This window comes from Amycolatopsis aidingensis, assembly GCF_018885265.1.
Taxonomy (GTDB): domain Bacteria; phylum Actinomycetota; class Actinomycetes; order Mycobacteriales; family Pseudonocardiaceae; genus Amycolatopsis; species Amycolatopsis aidingensis.
Window position 1 is genome coordinate 920784 of sequence record NZ_CP076538.1, and the last position, 20476, is coordinate 941259.

At 64.8% G+C, this 20476-nt stretch carries 13 protein-coding genes; 11 read left to right on the forward strand and 2 right to left on the reverse strand.

Features of this window, described 5'->3' with window-relative positions; all coding sequences use genetic code 11:
* The first annotated feature begins 43 nt into the window (after nt 1-43).
* The 10 genes from KOI47_RS04545 to KOI47_RS04590 all read left to right on the forward strand — a co-directional run bounded on the left by KOI47_RS04545 (nt 44) and on the right by KOI47_RS04590 (nt 18272).
* Nucleotides 44-5272, forward strand: coding sequence for a LamG-like jellyroll fold domain-containing protein (locus KOI47_RS04545; RefSeq protein WP_216214228.1), 5229 nt, complete (start codon nt 44-46; stop codon nt 5270-5272).
* 155 nt (nt 5273-5427) lie between these two features.
* A complete protein-coding gene (locus KOI47_RS04550) occupies nt 5428-11547 on the forward strand; it encodes an RHS repeat-associated core domain-containing protein (protein WP_232376540.1) in 6120 nt (2039 codons plus the stop codon).
* 32 nt (nt 11548-11579) lie between these two features.
* Entirely contained in the window at nt 11580-11978 is a 399-nt protein-coding gene (locus tag KOI47_RS04555; protein ID WP_216214233.1) for a hypothetical protein, read from the forward strand.
* A gap of 432 nt (nt 11979-12410) precedes the next feature.
* Nucleotides 12411-12944, forward strand: coding sequence for a general stress protein (locus KOI47_RS04560; RefSeq protein WP_216214235.1), 534 nt, complete (start codon nt 12411-12413; stop codon nt 12942-12944).
* A 256-nt stretch (nt 12945-13200) separates the two neighbouring features.
* Nucleotides 13201-14523 (forward strand): ABC transporter substrate-binding protein, encoded by a 1323-nt coding sequence (locus KOI47_RS04565; protein WP_216217089.1) that lies wholly within the window; start codon nt 13201-13203, stop codon nt 14521-14523.
* Entirely contained in the window at nt 14520-15461 is a 942-nt protein-coding gene (locus KOI47_RS04570; protein WP_216214237.1) for a carbohydrate ABC transporter permease, read from the forward strand. The genes KOI47_RS04565 and KOI47_RS04570 overlap by 4 nt, the downstream gene beginning before the upstream one ends.
* On the forward strand, nt 15461-16303 hold the full coding sequence (locus tag KOI47_RS04575; RefSeq protein ID WP_216214239.1) for a carbohydrate ABC transporter permease: 843 nt from the start codon (nt 15461-15463) through the stop codon (nt 16301-16303). Before KOI47_RS04570 ends, KOI47_RS04575 begins: the two co-directional genes overlap by 1 nt.
* Nucleotides 16304-16309: 6 nt before the next feature.
* Nucleotides 16310-17491, forward strand: coding sequence for an ABC transporter ATP-binding protein (locus KOI47_RS04580; RefSeq protein ID WP_216214241.1), 1182 nt, complete (start codon nt 16310-16312; stop codon nt 17489-17491).
* Between the two features lie 50 nt (nt 17492-17541).
* The gene (locus KOI47_RS04585) at nt 17542-17841 is read left to right on the forward strand and encodes an Arc family DNA-binding protein (protein WP_216214243.1); all 300 of its coding nucleotides are present in this window, start codon (nt 17542-17544) and stop codon (nt 17839-17841) included.
* A complete protein-coding gene (locus KOI47_RS04590; RefSeq protein ID WP_216214244.1) occupies nt 17838-18272 on the forward strand; it encodes a type II toxin-antitoxin system VapC family toxin in 435 nt (144 codons plus the stop codon). Before KOI47_RS04585 ends, KOI47_RS04590 begins: the two co-directional genes overlap by 4 nt.
* 4 nt (nt 18273-18276) lie before the next feature.
* Here KOI47_RS04590 and KOI47_RS04595 read toward each other — a convergent pair whose 3' ends face one another.
* Nucleotides 18277-18459 carry a DUF397 domain-containing protein gene (locus tag KOI47_RS04595; protein ID WP_216214246.1) on the reverse strand — a complete coding sequence of 61 codons (183 nt, stop codon included), beginning with the start codon at nt 18457-18459 and terminating at the stop codon, nt 18277-18279.
* A gap of 9 nt (nt 18460-18468) precedes the next feature.
* The gene (locus tag KOI47_RS04600; protein WP_216214248.1) at nt 18469-19305 is read right to left on the reverse strand and encodes a helix-turn-helix domain-containing protein; all 837 of its coding nucleotides are present in this window, start codon (nt 19303-19305) and stop codon (nt 18469-18471) included.
* Between the two features lie 275 nt (nt 19306-19580).
* Between KOI47_RS04600 and KOI47_RS04605 the strand changes: the two genes are divergently transcribed.
* Nucleotides 19581-20456, forward strand: coding sequence for a DMT family protein (locus tag KOI47_RS04605; protein WP_216214250.1), 876 nt, complete (start codon nt 19581-19583; stop codon nt 20454-20456).
* The last annotated feature ends 20 nt before the right edge of the window (nt 20457-20476 follow it).

Below are 20476 nucleotides of genomic sequence, written 5' to 3' on the forward strand. Positions count from 1 at the left end.
GTTGTCGGGGGACCCGCGCTGACCGGGTAGGGGAGTTTTCGTTATGTCGCGCCGAGCAGGGGCGCGCGGCTGGACGCTGCGCTCGTTGTCGGTGCTCGCGTTGAGCGCCGTCTGGATGACATCGATGCATGCCGTGCCCGCCGCCGCGGAGGCACCAGCGGCCGAACCGATCACCGCGGCAGCGGACGAGGCGACCGCCCTCGCCGCGGCACAGGAGCAGGGCAGCCGGGTCGAGGTGACCCGCCATACCTCGGAGACGGCCAAGGTTTTCGCCAATCCGGAGGGCGATCTCACCCTGGAGCAGTCGGTGATGCCCGAGCGGGTGCGTCGGGATGGCGAGTGGGTGGACGCGGACACCACGTTGGAACGGCGTGCCGACGGCACGATCGCCGCGAAGGCTTCTCCCATCGAGGTCTCGTTTTCCGCGGGCGGCGATGCTGCCCTGGCCACGATTGTCAACGGCGGCAAGGAACTCGCGCTAGGCTGGCCGGAGCAGCTGCCCGAGCCGGTGCTCTCCGGCGACTCGGCCACCTACCCGGAGGTCATGTCCGGTGTGGACCTACGGGTGCGCGCCACCTTGCGCGGTTTCGCGCACGAACTGGTGGTGAAGACGCCGGAAGCAGCGGCCAACCCCGAGCTGCACGAAATCGACTTCGACCTGCGGACCGAAGGCGTGCGGCTCAGCGCGGACGAGGCGGGCAACATCAAGGCCGTAGACCAGGCCGGGGCAACCGTCTTCCACGCACCGGCACCTCGCATGTGGGATTCATCGGGAACCGAGCAGGTCGGCGCGTCGACACGCGCTGCGGCCGAGCCTCGGCCCAAGGACGCTGCCGTCGGTGTGCGCATCGGGTCGGACTCGGTATCCCTGATGCCGGACAAGGAACTGCTCACCGACCAGAACGCGACCTTTCCGCTGGTGATCGACCCGGACTTCAGCGCGATCACTCCGGAGAAGTCGGCCTGGACGCTGGTACGCCGTTCCCATCGGAACGATTCGCACTGGAACCTCACGCCGCGCGACGACGACGAGCGCTACAAGGGCGTTGCCAGGGTCGGGCATGCGCCCGGCTGGCCGAGCGAGTACCTGGACCGCTCGATCTTCCGGTTCCCCATGGGCGTACTGCGGGGCGCGCGGATCAAGAGTGCCGAGTTCCAGATCTATCAGGTGTGGAAGTACTCGCACACCTGTGATCCGAACCAGGTCCCGCGAATGTACTTGCACTTGACGGACCCGATCGGGCCGGGTACCACCTGGAACAACCAACCTGCCTGGCACCGGCACCTTTCTTCGTCCCGGTCCACGGCGAAAGCCGGGCAGTCCTGTGGTCCCACCTGGATCGGCATGGATGCCCAGAGCGCGGTCCAGGAGGGCGCGGACGTCGGCTGGGGCGATATCCACCTCGGTATCAAGGCTTCTTACGGCGACGAAGGCAACAACAACGACGCGGCCTGGAAACGGTTCCACGTCAAACAGGAGAACGGGGTCCGCTTCTTCCCCAAGCTGTCGGTGACGTTCAACCGCAAGCCGAACGCACCGCACTGGGTGGGAACCAACCCGACGCTGCCGGATCCCTGCCGGTGGTGTGCTGGCAAGCGTTACTACGGCGGAGACCAGATCACCCTGCAAGGCAGGCTGAGTGACCCGGATGGTGGTCAGTTGCGGGCCAACTGGACGGCGACGATGCAGCCGTCCGGCCAAACCATCCATCGAGAACAGTGGCTCGCCTCCGGATCGACCTACGGAACGCCACTGGACGTGAGCGACAAGCACGGCCAGACGGTCAACTGGTCCGTGCACGGATACGACGGAGCTCTCGGCGGTCCGAGCGCCAACGGGCCGTCCTTCACCGTGGACAGGCAGGCCCCTGATGCCCAACCGGGCGTCTCCGGCCGTCTATACCAGGAGGACAACGCCTGGCACGGCGGCGTCGGTGTCCCGGACGAGTTCACCTTCACCTCCAGCGGCGTCAGCGATGTCGACCATTATCTGTATGGGTTCACCGACCCACCGACCACCAAGGTGGATGCCGATGAACTCGGCGGGAACGCGAAGGTAGTGATCGAGCCGCCGACGGACGGGCCGGTCGACCTGTACGTGCAGAGCGTCGACCGTGCCGGACTGCGAAGTCCGATGCGGGTCTACCACTTCTACGTCCGCGCCGGAAACGGTGCTGCCTCGCACTGGTCGCTGGACGGAGACGCAGCCGATGACGCTTTCCTCGGTGACCGCGACGGCACGGTGAATGGCGGCGCGACCTGGGGCCCGGGCGCGGTCGGTGCCGGTATCCAGCTGGACGGCATCGACGACGACGTGAGTGCGCCGAACACAGTCCGCACCGACGCGAGTTTCTCGGTAGCCGCCTGGGTCCGTCCTGATGAGCTCGATCGTGGCTTCCCTACGGCTGTTTCCCAGGACGGCAACCATCTGAGTGGCTTTCTACTGCAGGCCACCGAGGACAACAGGTGGAGGTTCACGCTTCCCGGCAGCGATGCGGAAGTGAACAACAGCGGTGCGTATGTCGTCTCCGCACAGTATGCCCGCGTCGGCGAATGGACACATCTTGCCGGGGTGTACGACGCTTTTGACGGGACAGCCTCGCTGTACGTGAACGGTGTACTCGCGGCAGAGGTCGAATACCAAGACCACTGGAACGCGGACGGACCGGTTCGCATTGGCCGGGCCAAGTGGTTCGGCGCACCAGCGGAGAAATGGCTGGGGGCCGTGGACGAGGTCGGCATCTACGACCGTGCGCTGTCCGACCTCGAGATCCACGGTCTCGTGAGCAAGGACAACGTACAGGTTGGGCATTGGAAACTCGACGAGAACGAAGGGTCAACCGCCCGGAACGCCGTCGCGGGTGGTGATGCGGGCATCCTTGCTAACGGAGCTGTGTTCACGTCGGACGGTGCTTTGGATGGAGCTGTCCAGTTGGATGGTGTGGACGATCAGGTCCTCACCAATGGACCCGCGGTTCGGACGGACCAGAGCTTCTCGGTCGCCGGTTGGCTCAAGGCCGACGCACTGGCTCCCGATGGCGGTGCGTTGACTGCTATCAGCCAGGATGGCGAAGCCAACAGCGGTTTCCTGTTGCAGCAACGTGGTACGGGATGGATGTTCGGTGCGCTGGAAGAAACTGGCGGCGGGTGGGCCGGCTATGCATGGTCACCGTCCGGTACGGCTCAGGCCGGTACGTGGACGCACGTAGCCGGTGTGTTCGATGCGCCGGCGCAGGAGCTAACGATTTACGTCAACGGCGAGGCAATGGCCACCGCACCGGTAAGTAGTGCCTGGAACTCGACCGGAAAGTTCGTGATCGGTAGGGCGAAGCTGGCTGGCGCACCGGTGGACCATTGGCCTGGAGCCGTCGACGAGGTGCGTGCCTACAGCAGAGCCTTGGGTGAGACCGAGATCCAGGGCATCGTCAGACAGGACGATGTGGTGGCCGCTTCATGGAAGCTGGACGGCAACGCGCAGAACTCCGTTGATGCAGATCTGCACGGCACACTGCATAACTATCCCTCCTGGACCGAGGGTCAGTCCGACGACCCCAACCCGGGTGACCTGGCTGTACAGCTGGACGGCAACAGCGAGTACATCAGTGCTCCGATCGCCGTGGACTCCTCCCAGAGCTTCTCAGTGGCGGCCTGGGTCAAGCTCGACGAACTACCGTCGCGTTGGGCATCGGTGGTCAGCCAGAACGGTACCCACACGTCCGCCTTCAACCTGGCATATTCCAGCGAAGGACGGTTCGCGCTCGCCATGCATGGGCCCGACGCCACCCATCCTTCCGCCATTACTCAAGTGCACTCGGAGCAGAGTGCTCAGGTAGGGGCGTGGACGCATCTCACTGCCGTCTATGATGCTCCAGCGCAGAAGATCCGTCTTTACGTGAACGGGACCCTGAACGGAACGGGCCATTTCGCCGATGCGTGGAAGGCCACCGGTGAACTGAACATCGGCAGGGCCCGTTGGCAGGACAATTGGATCGACTTCCTGCCTGGCTCGGTCGACGACGTGAAGTTGTACAGCCGTGCGCTGTTCGCGGACGAGGTCCGACTTCAGGCGGGTCGCGATCTGAGCCTGATACACAACCACAAGCTCGACGAAAGCTCGGGTGACCAGGCCGCCGATGCGATCGGTGGCCGGACCGGAACGCTACACAACGGCGCCGAGTTCACCGAGGGACGCACGGGCAACGCCGTGTCGCTCGACGGGGTCGACGACCACGTGTCGACCACCGGAGTCGACCTCCGTACCGATACGAGCTTTACGGTGTCTGCGTGGGTGTATCTCGATGAGAAGGACGGCCAGGTTACCGCGGTCAGCGTGGACGGTAACCGCGCGAGTAAGTTCCGACTGGGACACGTGCTGGACGGAGAAAATCGGCTGGGTTCCTGGGTGTTCGAGATGCCTGAGTCGGATACGGCTGACGCGCCCGTTACCGCAGCTGCACTTTCCACCTTGCGTACAGAATTAGATACTTGGGTTCATCTGGCTGGCGTATACGACGCTGCTGCCAAGAAAGTCTGGCTATACGTGAATGGTACAAGAATCGGCGACGGCACCCTGCAGAACACGTGGAACGCCGACGGCGGCCTGAAGATCGGCCGAGGGAAGGACGATGGTTCGCCCGCCGAGTTCTGGCCTGGTCAAGTAGACGACGTCCGGCTTTATACCGGTGGCCTGACGGATGATCGAATCAAGGCGCTGTACGACTCTTACACCGACCCGGCCAACCCGACCGTGCCGTCGTTCGGTGAGGAAAGCGTCCTACGGGCACCAGATGCGTCGAACGCAGATGTGGTGTACGCGGTCATCGGCGGTGCGCGAGTCGGCTTCGATACCCCGCAGGAGTTCTATGACACCGGGCACACGGTTGAGGAGATCATGCTCGTCCCGTGGAGCACGCTGAAGCTTCTCCCTGCGAAAATACCGGACGGCACTGTGCTGCGAGCACCGGATGCTCCCGGCGGCCATGAATCGAACCCGGAAGGCGTCTTGGTGGTCGCTGGTGGGGCGCAGGTCTGGTTCCACAACTCGCAAGAAATGTATGACAGCGGTTACGACGGGGATGACGTCCGATTGGTGCCATGGCGGGTTGTCGACGCTATGCCCAAGATCATTGGTGACGGCACCATGGTGAAGGCACCGAACTCCGACCGGATCTGGCGAATCGAAGGTGGCCAGCGTACCGAGGTGGCCGAAGGTGAGCAGGTCCAAGTGATTCCGGCTCGGGAACTCGACGAGTATCCCGTCGCCACCGCCTGACTCGTAGCGCCTGACCTCTCATTGGTCCCGATCCGGGAGGAATCATGAGACCACCGCGGATAGATACCCGTAGCAAGGTCATCGGCCGCAAGCGGGCCGTGGCTTTGGCCGCTGTTATAGCTGCGGACCTGCTCGTTGCGGTGAGCCTGCCCTCCGTGGCTACCGCGGCCGGTGGCCCGTCCGTGCCGCTACCGGGCACCGATTCGGTGCCGGTGAACGAGCAGTCCATGGAGCCGCGACTTCCGGACGAGGTGAGCCGCGACGCGCTGCATGGTGACCAGCCTACGGGCGATCCCGGTGGCGGTAAGGCGGGAAGCGGCACCCATGCGGCGACCTCGCTGTCGCCGTCCGCGACCTGGGACGTGTCGGCGCAAACCGGCACTTTTTCCTGGTCTTACCCCCTTCGAGTGCCGCCGGCACCGGGGGAACTGGCCCCGGATCTGGCGCTGTCCTACTCCTCGGCTCAGGTCGACGGGCTCACCAGTGCCAGCAACACGCAGGCGTCCTGGGTCGGTGATGGGTGGAGCTTCTGGCCGGGCTTCATCGAGCGCAGCTACGGAAGCTGTGCCGAGGACCTGCCGGGGGAACCAAAGGACAATCCGTTCGACCTGTGCTGGCGCAGTGACAACGCCACGATGTCCTTCGGCGGGTCCGCCTCCAGGTTGATCCGGGACGAGGACACCGGAGTATGGCGACCGGAACAGGATGACGGCTCCCGGATCGAACGACTGACCGGAGCCGGTAACGGGGATGACAACGGGGAGTACTGGAAGGTCACCGACACCGAGGGAACCCAGTACTTCTACGGATCGAAACCGGCGGCCAAGTCCGCATGGACTGTGCCCGTCTACGGTGACGACGCGGGCGAGCCCTGCCACGGCGGCGGTTTCGACGAGTCGTTCTGCACCCAGGCCTACCGGTGGAACCTGGACAAGGTGGTCGACCCCAACGGCAACATGATCACCTACTCCTATCAGGCGGCGACCAACAAGTACGGGCGGAACAAGAACGAGACCGCCACCTCGTACGTACGTGACGGCTGGTTGGAACGGATCGAGTACGGGCTCCGTGAGGGCGAATCCACTCCGGCGTCCGGCCGGGTGTTGTTCGACACGGCCGATCGTTGCGTGCCAGGCTCAACATGCACTCCGGACAAGGACGAGAACTGGCCGGACGTCCCGTGGCGGCTGAAGTGCGACGGCGACACCTGCGAGGATTACCAGCAATCCCCGACCTTCTGGTCCACCAAGCGCCTGAGCAAGGTCACAACCCAGGTGCGGCAAGGCAGCGGCTACCAGGACGTGGACTCGTGGACCTTGCGGCACGAGTATCCGGATCCGGGCGACGGGGAAAAGCCTGCGATGTGGTTGGCGGGGGTGCAGCACACCGGGCACGTCGGAGGTACGACGGAGCTGCCGGAGGTCACCTTCGAAGGTGTCAAGAAGCCGAACCGGGTGAAGACGATCGATGGACACGCGGCGTTGATCCGTTACCGGATGAACGCGATCGTCTCCGAGTCCGGCGGCGTCACTTCGATCAAGTACGCCGATCCGGACTGTTCGGCTGATTCGCTGCCGGACAAGCCGGAGACGAACACCAAGCGTTGCTTCCCGGTCACCTGGTCTGCGCCGTACTCCGCCGAACGTACCGACTACTTCCACAAGTACGTGGTGGAGTCGGTGACCCGGCTTGACCGGCTCGGTAGCTCGGTCGGCGATGTGACCACTTACGAGTACCTGGATGGTGCCGCGTGGCACTATAGCCGTTCCGAGCTGACCAAGGACGAGGACAAGACCTGGGACGAGTTCCACGGGTTTGGTCGGGTCCGGATCCGGAAGGGCAATGGTCACGATGGGCCGGTCACGCTCACCGAGAACCGGTACTTCCGCGGGATGAACGGCGACAAGCTGCCGGACGGCACGAGATCGGTCTCCGTCACCGACTCCGAGGGCGGCACGTACCCGGACCACGACTGGTTGTCCGGTTTCCAGCTGGAGACCATTACCTACAACGGGGAAGGCGGACCGGTGGTGGGGAAGACCATCACCGAACCCAGCTGGCAGGGCCCGACAGCTACTCGTGGCGATCTGAGCGCTTACCTGGTCAACACCGGGGTTGAGCGGACCATCACCCCGTTGGAGGCCGGTGGTAACCGGGTTACTCGCATCGAGACGGAGTATGACGACAAGGGTCTGCCGACCGAGGTCAACGACCTGGGCGAGGTCGGAAACGCCGAGGACGACCTCTGCACCCGGACCAGCTACGCACGCAATAACGACCGCTGGCTGTTGTCCTTCCCGAAGCAGACCGTGACCGTGTCGGTGCACTGCGGGGCAACCCCCAGCTATCCGGACGACGCGGTGTCGGGCACCCGCAACTCCTATGACGGCCAGGCATTCGGTGCCACGCCGACCAAGGGAAACGTTACCCGCACAGAGGAACTGAGCGAGCGCTCCGCGCAGGATGCCACCTACGTCACCGCCGAGACCGTCAGTTACGACGGCCACGGCCGGCCGACCGAGGTCAAGGACGCCTTGAACCGGAGCACGACGACGGACTACACCCCGGCGGCCGGTGGTCCGCTGACCAAGACCGTGGTGACCAACGCAAAGGGACACGCGACGACAACCACGCTTGCTCCCGCCTGGGGAAAGCCAGTGAAGGTTGTGGACGCCAACGGCAACCCCACCGAGATCACCTACGACGCATTGGGACGCAAGACCGATGTGTGGCTACCGATACGGCTCAGATCTAAACACCACCGCGGTAGCTACGAGTATTCCTACCGGATATCGCGGGACGAACCGTCTGTGGTGACTACCACGAGGGTAGGCCCCGACGGGCTCTACACCACGAGTAAGCAACTCTACGACGGCTTGCTGCGGCCCCGGCAGACGCAGACACCGGCACCAGGCGGCGGTCGGTTGCTTACCGACACCCGGTACGACTCGGCAGGACGTGCCTACTACAGCACCAGGCCATATTTCAACGACGCCCCGGTGGACAACAAGCTGTGGTCCGCTACTGATGCAGAGATTCCTGGCCTGACTGTGCGGGAGTTCGACGGTGCCGGGCGTGTGGTCGCCGAGGTGTTCAAGGGCGGCGGCGTCGAGAAATGGCGTACCGAAGTCGGTTACGGCGGGGACCGGGTGCACATCGACCCGCCACGCGGGGGCACCGCGAAGACGATTGTCAACGACGCGCGCGATCGCACCGTCGAGTTGCGGCAGTATCAGTCCGGAAAACCGGAGGGCGACTACGACAGCACGAAGTACACGCATACCTCGGCTGGCGAACTGGCCAGTATCACCGATCCCGGCGGGAACGTGTGGCGGTACGAGTACGACCTGCGTGGACGCAAGACCAAGACCGACGATCCGGACAAGGGGGTCACGACCAAGACCTACGACGTTGCCGGTCAGGTGACTACCAGCACCGACGCACGCGGCACCACGTTGGCCTACGCCTACGACGTGCTGGGCCGTAAGACTGCCTTGCACGAGGGCTCGCTGGACGGCCCCAAACGTGCCGAGTGGGTGTACGACACCGCCAGTTGGGGCAAGGGGAAGTTGGCCGAATCGACCCGCTGGATCGGCGGCGAACCATACACCAACCGGGTCACGACTTATGACGGTTTGTATAAGCCGCTGGAAACCGAGGTGGTGATTCCGGGCGCTGAGCAGGGTTTGGCCGGGACATACAGGACCACCTACTCGTACAAATACGATGGCAGCCCCCGGGGCGTGGGGTACGCGGCGGCAGGCGACATGGCCACCGAGGTATACAGCACCGTCTACGACGATCTCGGCAACCCGGTAAGTACTCGTGGTGGTTTCCGAGACCAGTCAGGTACTACCAGCTATGTCAGCAACACCGAGTACACCAAGTATGGCGAAATGCAGCGGATGCAGCTCGGTGCTGGTAGTAAACGTACTTGGCTGTCGCGTTATTACGAGGAACACACCCGGCGGCTGGCTCGGACGATCGTGGATGCCGAGCTGCCCCAGCCGATGCAGTCGGACGTGAACTACACCTACGATCCGGCTGGCAACATCACCTCGATCGCGGACACCCCGCGCGAGCAGCAGGCCGACGTCCAGTGCTTCCAGTACGACTACCTGCGGCGGATGACCGAGGCCTGGACCCCGAATGGTGACTGCACGGCGGATCCATCGACTGACTCGCTGGGCGGACCGGCTCCGTACTGGAAGTCGTTCAGCTACGACAAGGTCGGGAACCGGGTATCCGCCACCGACCACTCCGCGGACGGCGACACCGTCCAGAACTACACCTACCCCGATGGTGGGCACGAGCTGAACTCGGTCACCACCGAAGGCCCGGGCGGGACAAGCCTGCAGGAGTTCGGCTACGACGAAACCGGGAACACCGTTCGTCGCCAGGTTGCGGGTAACGAGCAGGACCTCGAGTGGGATGCCGAGGGGAACCTGGTCAAGACCACCGAAGGTGGGAAGGTCACCGAGTTCGTCTACGGCGCGGACGGTGAGCGGCTCCTGCGGCGGACCCCTGACGGTTCGACTCTGTATCTGCCTGGGCAGGAGCTGAGCTGGGACTCCGCGAGCGGCGAGACCACGACCACGAGGTACTACCAGCATGGGTCTTCGACCGTCGCGATGCGCACGGACGGTTCGGGGGTTACCTGGCTGCTGAGCGACCATCAGGGAACGGCTCGGTTCGCGGTGGATGCGCAGGCGATGCAGGTGACACAGCGTCGGCAGTTGCCGTTCGGCGGGCCTCGTGGTGCAGAGGTGGACTTCCCGGGAGAGAAGGGTTTCGTCGGTGGCACGATCGACGAGTCGGCTGGGTTCGTGACGCTGGGTGCCAGGCAGTACGACGCGGCGCTGGGCCGGTTCCTGTCGGTAGACCCGCTGATGGACCCGAGCGACCCGCAGCAGATGAACGGCTATACCTATTCCAACAACAACCCGATCACCTTCTCCGACCCGACGGGGTTGGCTCCGCGGTGCGACTGGCACAGCTGCACCGGTCACCGGGATCCTTATCCCGAGGCGAACGGTCGTAACGAGCGGCCGGACATCAAACCTCGGATCGGCGGCGAGAGCAGGCCACGCAGAAATTCTCGTCCGGCCGCTGTGAGCAGGCCCTCCAGGAAATCGTCGTGTACATCGGTCAAATACTGTGGTGGCAGGCCGAGTGTGCCAACCGCCAGCATGACACCGTCTGAGGTTGCGCATGCGATACTTGATCTCGCCGGTCTCATCCCTGTCCTGGGCGAAGCTGCGGATGGTGTCAACTGCATCTGGTACGGGGCCAAGGGCGACTCTTGGAATTCGGGCCTCTCGTGTGCCGCGATGGTTCCTTTTGCTGGTGCAGCAGCTACCAGTGGAAAGATAATCGGCAAAAGTATTGACGCCGGGCGCGGTGGGCGTCGCGCAGGATGTCCAGGAAACAGCTTCGTGCCGGGCACGATGGTCTTACTGGCTGATGGCACGCGGAAACCGATCGAAGATCTAGAACTCGGTGACGTAGTCTGGGCATCAGATCCTGAAACGGGCGAGTCCGGGCCGCGTCGGATCGTCGCCACCCATGTCAGTCACGGAAGTAAGGAACTGGTCGAGATCACGGTCGATGTCGACGGTGATCGTGGGGACAAGACCGGGACCGTGGTCGCTACCGAGGACCATCCCTTCTGGGTCGACGAGCGTGGCGGAGTCATCACGGTCGCGGATACCGTTGCCATCGCGTCGGACAATAGCAAGGACTGGGTTACAGCGGGTGAGCTCGGCCCTGGCGACGAACTCCTGACCCGCGACAGCAAGCAGGTCCGAGTCCTGGCCGTCCGTCATCACGCCGCGACAAGGACGGTCCACAACCTTACCATCGACGGTATCCACACATACCACGTGCGACCCCGTAGTGATTACGGGAACAACCAAGAGAAAGACGTCGTTGTTCACAACTGTCCCGACGGGAATGATCTTCCCCCGTTACGTCAGTCTTATATTGGTGAAGTAGAGGAGTTGGCAAGCCGGGCTGAGCAAATGCGGAGCCAAGGGTTGGATTCAGAATCCATTGCTAGAACTTTGCATGCTGCTCGACGGGAAATAGGTATAAAGTATAAAGATCTAACGCCTGAACCTCTTCGTAGTCAGATATACGCACGAAACTTGGAAAAGTATGGCGACGAACTTGGGCCAACGGTCGAGTACTTGCGATCCAGGGGGAAATCCTGGGATGAGATAATCGCCAGTGCATCACGTACCGGCGGCGGAGACCTAGGGCTGGGCAAAAAATGATAGTTATTCAATCCAACACGCACTACAACCAGTTGGCATACTTTCGTCCAGGGAGTGTTCCTGCACTTCAACTTTTCGAAAGAACGGAAGGTTGGTCTGAGCCAGTATCTGGCCACTACGATTACATCGGCGGCATCTTGACGGTGCTTTATCGCTTTAAGGGTGAACTATTTATTAGACTAGGTGAGCGCGACTTTGAGGTTTCGAAAATAGAGTCTATATGGCACTTAAAAAAGGGTGAAAACCGGGAGTTTGGTCTAACTACTAAAGACGGAAGTAATGTAAAACTAGAGTATTCAGGAAAATTGGCGGACTCTATTGATGTCGTGGACATGACTCCGTTTTCCGAAGAGGAGGATTTCGACTTTGGACTATTTGTCAAAAACGTAATAAACAATCCCGATCGCTCGGATAATATTTACCGACAATAGATCATTATCTCATGCGGGCCGAATCTGAAGTCGCTGGCGGTGTATCTGCTCATCTATCAGCACGTTCCGGTGCGGTGCTGTGTCCGGTTGATCGCCGACCTGGCCGACGGCACTGGACCCTGGGACGGGTTGGTGCACGGCATGCTGACCCGATTTCGATATCTTTCGTTGTTGTGTCCTGGCCTGCGTTTATTTTGGATTTTGTGCCGGGCACGCCGACCGTGTTGCAGGTTACGTGAACGGGTGAGCGTTCCATGTGATGGCCGAGTCTATTTCCGTTGCCAGATCCGGCACGGAGTTTCACTCGAACGGGCTAGTCTGAGGCGGTGCTGGGGCCGGGTACCTGGCTGTTGGCGGCTGCCGGTGCCGGGTTCGCATGGTTACATCGACCTTGGCAGGATGGAAACATCCGTTCGAGCAAGGCATGGGTGATTGATCGTGACCGGTCCGTTCTCGTCCGCAGGACGTCGTCCCGCGGGAGGCCAGCCGCGCCTCCCGACGCCGCCGACCGGCTGGCCGATCGGCTCATACGAGACCTACGAGGAGGCCCAACGGGCCGTCGACTACCTCGCCGACTCCGACTTCGCCGTGCAGGACGTCACCATTGTGGGTGTCGACCTGATGCTGGTGGAACGGGTGATCGGCAGGTTGTCCTGGGGCAAGGTGCTCGGCACCGGGGCCGTCTCCGGTGCCTGGTTCGGCCTCTTCGTCGGCCTGCTGCTCGGCATGTTCGGCACCTCGGCGGGCAGCAGTTTCGCGCCCATTCTGGTCGGCCTGCTTTCCGGTGTGCTGTTCGGCCTGGTGTTCGCGGCGATCAGCTACGCCTCGACCAAGGGGCGGCGCGACTTCTCCTCCGCGAGCCAGCTGGTCGCCGGACGCTACGACGTACTGTGCCAGCCGCGCAACGCCGAGCAGGGCCGCGATCTGCTCGCCAAGCTGGCCATGGGGCGACCCGGAACCGCATAGGAATCTTCTAACCGGAACCTTCCCCGGGTATCACCCGCCTGGAGGGATCACCAGGACACCCGCTGAATCGTTACCGTTGTTGCTTGCTTCCAGTGACCGGCGGGAATAGGTTGCTGCGCACCAGTTGGGTGGTGTGGTCCTCCGCACAGCCCGGCTCGTACCGCACGACGGGGTGCTGGCGCGGTCCTTCCCGCTGCGCCGGGGTGTCCGGCCCAGGGCACCCGCACCGCCGCGTGCGCACTGGGAAGGAGACTCGATGGGGAAGGTCAGCGCAGGGACCCAGCCAGGGCGCGGCAGGCGCCCGGCCGCCCTGCTGGGCGCCGCCACGCTCACGGCGAGCCTGCTCACCGGCTGCGGCTCGGATGGCGGCCTGAAGATCAACGTGTACTACGCACCCGAGGACAACTTCCAGGCCGTCGTCGACAACTGCACCGAGCAGGCGAACGGCCGGTACGAGGTCGTCTACCACAAGCTGCCCCGCGGTGCCGACGGCCAGCGGGAACAGATGGTGCGCAGACTCGCCGCAGGCGACGAGGCACTGGACATCCTCGGCCTGGACGTCACCTGGGTGCCGGAGTTCGCCGAGGCGGGCTGGATCGAGGAATGGCAGGGCCAGGACAAGGCCCAGGTGGAAAGCGGCGTCCTTCCCGGCCCGCTGGAGACCGCCACCTGGGAGAACAAGCTCTACGCCGCGCCGAAGAACACCAACGTCCAGCTGCTCTGGTACGACGACCGGATCACCCCGCAGCCGCCGGAGACCTGGGACGAGATGATCGCCGAGGCGAAACGGCTCAAGGCGCAGGGCAAGCCGCACCAGATCCTGTTCACCGGTGCCCAGTACGAGGGCCTGGTGGTCGTCTACAACACCCTGGTCGAGTCCGCGGGCGGGCGGATCCTCTCCGAGGACGGCAAGTCGGTGGTGATGGACGAGGGCGCGGTGCGCGCGCTCGAACTGCTCAAGGAGGTCACCTCCGCCGGGATCACCGACCCCTCGCTCACCAACATGAAAGAGGACGAGGTACGCCAGGCCTTCCAGCGTGGCGACGGCGCCTTCGAGCTCAACTGGCCGTTCGTCTACGCCTCCTACGCCTCGGAGAAGCCCGAGGACCTCGAGCACTTCAAATGGACCCGCTACCCCGCCGTGGACCCGTCCATCCCGAGCAAGACCACCATCGGTGGATACAACCTCGCGGTCAGCTCCCACTCGCAGCACAAGCCGGAGGCCTTCGAGGCGGCGCTGTGCCTGCGCAGCGCGGAGAACCAGAAGTTCTCGGCGCTGAAGGACGGCGTGCCGCCCACCATCGAGGCGCTTTACTCCGACCCGGTTCCGCTGGACCCGAGCCGGCCCGCGGACGCCGAGGACAACCCGAGCATGGCGACCAAGTACCCGATGAAGGACACGATCCTGGAGGCACTCAAGGACGCCGCGGTCCGCCCGTTGACCCCGGTGTACCAGAACCTCTCCATCGTGCTCGCCAAGGTGCTCTCCCCGCCATCGGAGATCGATCCGCAGGCCACCGCTGAGGAACTGCGCGACAAGCTCGGCGCCGCGCTCGAGTCGAAGGGGATCATCCCGTGAGTGAGACGGTTACCGAGGCTCCGGCCAAGCCCGCGAAAACCAACGGCAAGCCGGCACTCAGTGAAGGAAAGAAGGCCGAGCGCAGGCTGGCGCTGCTGCTGTGCGCACCCGCCGTGCTGGTGATCCTCGCGGTGGCGGCCTGGCCGATCATCTACTCGATCTGGCTTTCCCTGCAACGGTATGACATGCGCTTCCCTGAGGAGCGCCAGTTCATCGGCTTCGACAACTACGTCGCCGTGCTGTCCAACTCCTACTGGTGGACCGCGTTCGGCACGACCATGTTCCTCACCGTCGTCTCGGTGCTGATCGAGCTGGTGCTCGGCATGGCGCTGGCGCTGATCATGCACCGCACCCTGCTCGCCCGCGGCACGATCCGCACCGTTTCCCTGATCCCGTACGGGATCGTCACGGTGGCGGCGGCGTTCTCCTGGTACTACGCCTGGACACCGGACGTCGGGTACCTGGCGAACCTGCTCGCCGAGGGCGCACCACTTACCGAACAATGGCCCTCGCTGTTCATCATCATCCTGGCCGAGGTGTGGAAGACCACGCCGTTCATGGCGCTGCTGCTGATGGCGGGCCTGGCGCTGGTGCCGGACGATCTGCTCAAGGCCGCCGCGATGGACGGGGCGAACGCCTGGCAGCGGTTCGTCAAGGTGATGGTGCCGGTGATGAAGCCGGCGATCCTGGTCGCCCTGCTGTTCCGAACGTTGGACGCGTTCCGCATCTTCGACAACATCTTCGTGCTCACCGGCGGGCAGAACGACACCTCGTCGGTCTCGATGATCACCTACAACAACCTGATCCAGGGGTTGAACCTTGGCATCGGGTCGACGATGTCCGTGCTGATCTTCATCGCGGTCGCGCTCATCGCGCTCATCTTCATCAAGGTGTTCGGCACCGCCGCACCGGGCAGTGACCAGGGAGGTAAGCGCTGATGGTCATGGGAACCTCGATCACCACCGGCCGCAAGGCCCGGTGGGCTTTCGTCGACATCCTGGTGATTGCCTACGCCCTCGTCCCGGTGCTGTGGATCGCCTCGCTGTCGTTCAAGACCAAGGACACCCTGGACGACGGCAACTTCATCCCCGCGGAATGGACGCTGGAGAACTACGCGAACATCTTCGTCACCGACCAGTTCATCCGGGCGCTGATCAACTCGATCGGGATCGCACTGATCGCCACGGCGATCGCGGTGACCCTCGGTGCGATGGCCGCCTACGCGGTTGCCAGGCTGGATTTCCCCGGCAAGCGGCTGCTCATCGGGGTGTCCCTGCTGGTCGCGATGTTCCCGCAGATCTCGCTGGTGACGCCGCTGTTCAACATCGAGCAGGCGCTCGGCCTATTCGACACCTGGCCGGGCCTGATCCTGCCGTACATCACCTTCGCGTTGCCGCTGGCGATCTACACCCTCTCCGCCTTCTTCCGGGAGATTCCCTGGGAGCTGGAGAAGGCGGCGAAGATGGACGGGGCGACCCCGGGTCAGGCGTTCCGGCGGGTGATCGCCCCGCTGGCCGCGCCGGGCGTGTTCACCAGCGCGATCCTGGTGTTCATCCTCTGCTGGAACGACTTCCTGTTCGCCATCTCGCTGACGTCCACCGAGGCGTCCCGTACGGTGCCAGCGGCACTGGCGTTCTTCACCGGGGACTCGCAGTTCGAGGACCCGACCGGCTCGATCGCCGCGGCGGCCGTGGTGATCACCATTCCGATCATCGTGTTCGTATTGTTCTTCCAGCGCCGGATCGTCGCGGGGCTGACCTCCGGTGCGGTTAAGGGGTAGTTGACAATGTCCGAGATCGTTCTCGAAAAAGTGACCAAGCGCTACCCCGACGGTGCGCTTGCCGTGTCCGAAGTAGACATCAATATCGCGGACGGTGAGTTCATCATCCTGGTCGGTCCTTCCGGTTGCGGGAAGTCGACCACGTTGAACATGGTGGCAGGACTGGAGGACATCTCCGGCGGCGAGCTGCGCATCGACGGTAAGCGGATGAACGAGAAGGCACCCAAGGACAGGGACATCGCGATGGTTTTCCAGTCCTACGCGCTCTACCCGCATATGAACGTGCGGGAGAACATGGCCTTCCCGCTCCGGCTGGCCAAGGTGGACGACGCGACCGTGCGGCAGAAGGTGGACGAGGCCGCGCGTATCCTCGACCTCACCCAGCATCTCGACCGCAAACCGGCCAACCTCTCCGGTGGTCAGCGGCAGCGGGTGGCGATGGGCAGGGCGATCGTACGCAGCCCCAAGGCCTTCCTGATGGACGAGCCACTGTCCAACCTGGACGCCAAGCTACGCGGGCAGATGCGTACTTCGGTGTCCAAGCTGCAAAAACAGCTCGGCACCACCACGCTGTACGTCACGCACGACCAGACCGAGGCGATGACCCTCGGCGACCGGGTGGTGGTGCTGCGGGCGGGCTATGTGCAGCAGATCGGTTCGCCGCAGTTCCTCTACGACCACCCGGCGAACCTGTTCGTGGCCGGGTTCATCGGCTCGCCCTCGATGAACTTCGTGCCGGCGACCCTGGCGGACGGCCGGCTACAGAGCCCGCTCGGCGCGGTTGACCTCACCGACCGCATCCGGCGGTTGCTGGAGGGCACGAACGCCCCGAGGGAGGTCATCCTCGGCGTGCGTCCGGAGCATTTCGAGGACGCCGCCCTGCTGGATGACGAGGTCAAGCGCGGCGGGACCGTGCTGACCGCGCCGGTGGACGTGCTGGAGTCGATGGGCTCGGAGAAGTACGCGCACTTCACCCTCGAGGGCAAGCTGGCCTCGAGTGCGGAGCTGGCCGAGCTTGCCGCCGACGCCGGTGCCGCCGACGTTCCCGCCAGCGGTTCGCAGATCGTCACCCGGCTGTCCGCGGCCTCGGCGGCCAGGGAGGGCGCGAACCTGGACGTCTGGTTCGACGCCGACAAGGTGCAGCTGTTCGACCCGTCCTCCGGGCGGAACCTCACTCAGGAGACGTAACCACGCGATTCGTGCATGCATGCATGCTGGCGCCGTGCTAGCATGCATGCATGCAGGTTACTTGGCGCGCGCCCGACGAACTGGTGGAACGAGTGCGGCAGGTGGCCGAGCAGGAGGGGAGAAGCATGAACGAGTACCTCACGTTCGTGCTGGACGCGGCCACCAACCCGGAGACCGCGGGGGACGAGCGCCAGCGGCTGCGTGAGCGGCTGGCCAGGGCGGGTCTGCTGGCGTCACCGGGAACGCCGCGAGAGCGGCCGGACCCGGAGGCGGTGGCCAGAGCAGGTCGGGCCGCGGCCTCGGGCACTCCGCTGTCGGACCTGGTCAGTGAGGGGCGCGGAGAGTATTGAGCGCGTTCGCTGACTCCTCGGCGCTGGTGAAGCTCTACGTTCCGGAGGATGGGCACGAGCGCGTCCGGGCCCTGCCCGCCCTGGTCGTCTCGACCCTGGCGCGGGTCGAGGTGCCCTCGGCGATCTGGCGCAAGCGCCGGGCGGGTCTGCTGAGCGCGCCCGACGCGAACCTGCTCATCGCGGCCTTCGAGGCCGACTACTACGGCACCCGGGACGAGCCGCCGCGGTTCCCTGCCGTGGAGGCCTCACCGCTGGTGCTGGAAACGGCGGCCCGGCTCGCCGGTATCCATGGGCTGCGTGCCTACGATGCCGTCCAGCTGGCGACCGCGCAGCTGGTCGCCTCGGCCGCCCCGGAATGCCGCCAGTTCGCGGTGTTCGACAAGGCGCTACAGGACGCGGCCGCCGGTGAGGGCTTCTTCGTCGTGGCCTGAAACGTCAACGGCGCACGGATCGGCGGAAGCAGGTCCAGGCAGGGGCCGGAAGTACCAGCGCGCCGGTGGTGGGGTCCTTGGAGTCGCGGATCGCCACGGCTGCGGCGCCGAACGCGACCTCCACACAGGCGGTGTTCTCACCTTGACTGTGGCTGCTCTTGCGCCAGGTCGCCCTGTCCAGGTTCACGGCTCCACCTCAGCTGCTCAACTCCCGCGCGAGCCGGGCGGTCAGGTCTCGTGACTCACGCTCACCCAGGGCGATCTTAGCAAGCTGGTTGAACTTGACGGTGAGTTCTTCCACCTGCGCCTTCTTGACCAGTTGCAGGTGCCCGCCCGCGTGGTCCACGTAGCCGAGGTCGCCGACGGTGTCCTTGGGGAAGGTCAGGATGTTGAACGCACCGGTCAGACCCGGGTGAGTACCCGCGCTCGTGGGAACGACCTGGACGGTGACATGCGGCAGCTCGGACAGCTCGCCGAGGCGGCGGAGCTGGGCGGCCAGCACTGCGGGCTCGGCAACCGGCCGGGTGAGCGCCAGTTCGTCGGCGATGGTGTGCAGCCGCAGTGGTTCCTCCTCGAACAGCCGTTGCCCGCGGCTCATCCGGATACGCAGGTTGCGGTTGCGTTCCCTGGTGTCGCCAACCACGAACAGGGCCCTGGCGTAGTCCTCGGTCTGCAGCAGCCCGGGCACGGTAGCGAGTTCGAAGTTACGCACCGCCACCGCTTCGGACTCCAGCGCGGGGTAGCTGTCCGCCGAGATGCCCTCGATCAGGTTCCGGTTGCGCCGCACCGCCTCCCTGGCCACCTCCACCAGGGTCGCGCTTTCCTCCTCGGGCACCCCGTACAGCTCCAGCATCCCGCGCACCACCATCGGATGCACCGTGTTCTGCCCCTTCTCGATCCGGGCGAGCGTGCTGCGGGACATGTCGAAGTCGCCAGCGCACTGGTCGATGGTGAGACCGGCGGTGTTACGCCATTCCCGTAGCGCGCGGCCCAGCTGGAGCCGCCGGATCGCCGGAATGCTTCGCGGTGCCAATGCCGTCCTCCCTGTTTCGACAGCCATCCTCGGGTATCCAGCACAGTCCACCTGGGAGCGTGGCCCCGGGATTCCACCCGCATCACCGCTTCGGGTGAGTGGCGCTGAGCGCGCTCTCAGCGGGCGCTTGGCAGGATCGCGGCCACGATGGGCGAGCAGCGATTGACGAGCGATGGGCGTGCCACGCGGGCGCTGGCCCATCCGATCGCGCGGCTGCTCCGGGTGTCGCCGGCGCCACGCGGAAAAGCGCCCCGAGCGGAACTGGTGACGACCCGATGACCCCGCTGGCGATCGTGCTCGCGGTGCTCGGCGCCGGATGCAACGCCGTCGGGGCACATCTGCAACACAGCGGGGTACGGACCACGACCGGCGGCGGCACCCTGCGGTTGCGGGCGCTGGGCACGCTGGCCCGCAACCACTCCTGGCTGCGGGGGGTGCTGGTGCTCGCGGCCGGGGCGGTGTTGCAGATCCTTGCGCTCACCTTCGCCCCGGTGTCGGTGGTGGCGCCGATCGTGGTGCTCGCCCTGCCGATCATCGCGGTGCTGAACGCCCGCAGCGGCCGGGCCGGCCTGGACCCGGTCGGCTGGATGTCGGTCTTGCTGACCGGGGCAGCGGTGGCGGTGCTCGTCTCGGTTTCCGGTGCCACTGTCGCCGAAACCAGCCTGCCGCCCTCGGTGGTCGTCGAGGCAGGGCGGCTGGTCGCGGCGGTGGTCGCGGCGCTGGCCCTGGTCGCGCTCCTCGGTCACGGCATCTTGCGCTGTCTCGCGGTGGCCACGGCGGCCGGGGCGGCCTACGGGCTGGTGGTCGTGCTGATCCGCGATGTCACGTTCACCGCACGCACCGAGGGCCTCGGCGCGCTGCCGGTGGCCTCACTGGTCGGCATCGTGGTGGCCTTCCTGATCGGCTCCTGGCTGGTCCAGCTCGGCTACGCCAGCGGCCCCGCGGATGTGGTGGTTGGCGCGCACACCGTGGTCAATCCGCTGACCGCGACCGCCATCGGGCTGACCCTGCTCGGCGAGGCCAGCGGGGTAGGGGGCGTCACCCTGGCCGTGCTCGGTGCCTGCGGGGCTGCCGCCGTGGCCGGGGTGGTACTGCTGGCCCGGCATCACCTGGACTCCGCCCGCCCCGACCTGCTGAACCCCGCCAGCTGACCTACCCACCACTTGGCAAC

Excerpts from the sequence above, each read along its gene's own strand:
- KOI47_RS04545 (WP_216214228.1), top strand. The coding sequence starts at position 44 with ATGTCGCGCCGAGCAGGGGCGCGCGGCTGGACGCTGCGCTCGTTGTCG.
- KOI47_RS04565 (WP_216217089.1), top strand. The coding sequence starts at position 13,201 with ATGGGGAAGGTCAGCGCAGGGACCCAGCCAGGGCGCGGCAGGCGCCCG.
- KOI47_RS04575 (WP_216214239.1), top strand. The coding sequence starts at position 15,461 with ATGGTCATGGGAACCTCGATCACCACCGGCCGCAAGGCCCGGTGGGCT.
- KOI47_RS04580 (WP_216214241.1), top strand. The coding sequence starts at position 16,310 with ATGTCCGAGATCGTTCTCGAAAAAGTGACCAAGCGCTACCCCGACGGT.
- KOI47_RS04585 (WP_216214243.1), top strand. The coding sequence starts at position 17,542 with ATGCAGGTTACTTGGCGCGCGCCCGACGAACTGGTGGAACGAGTGCGG.
- KOI47_RS04605 (WP_216214250.1), top strand. The coding sequence starts at position 19,581 with ATGACCCCGCTGGCGATCGTGCTCGCGGTGCTCGGCGCCGGATGCAAC.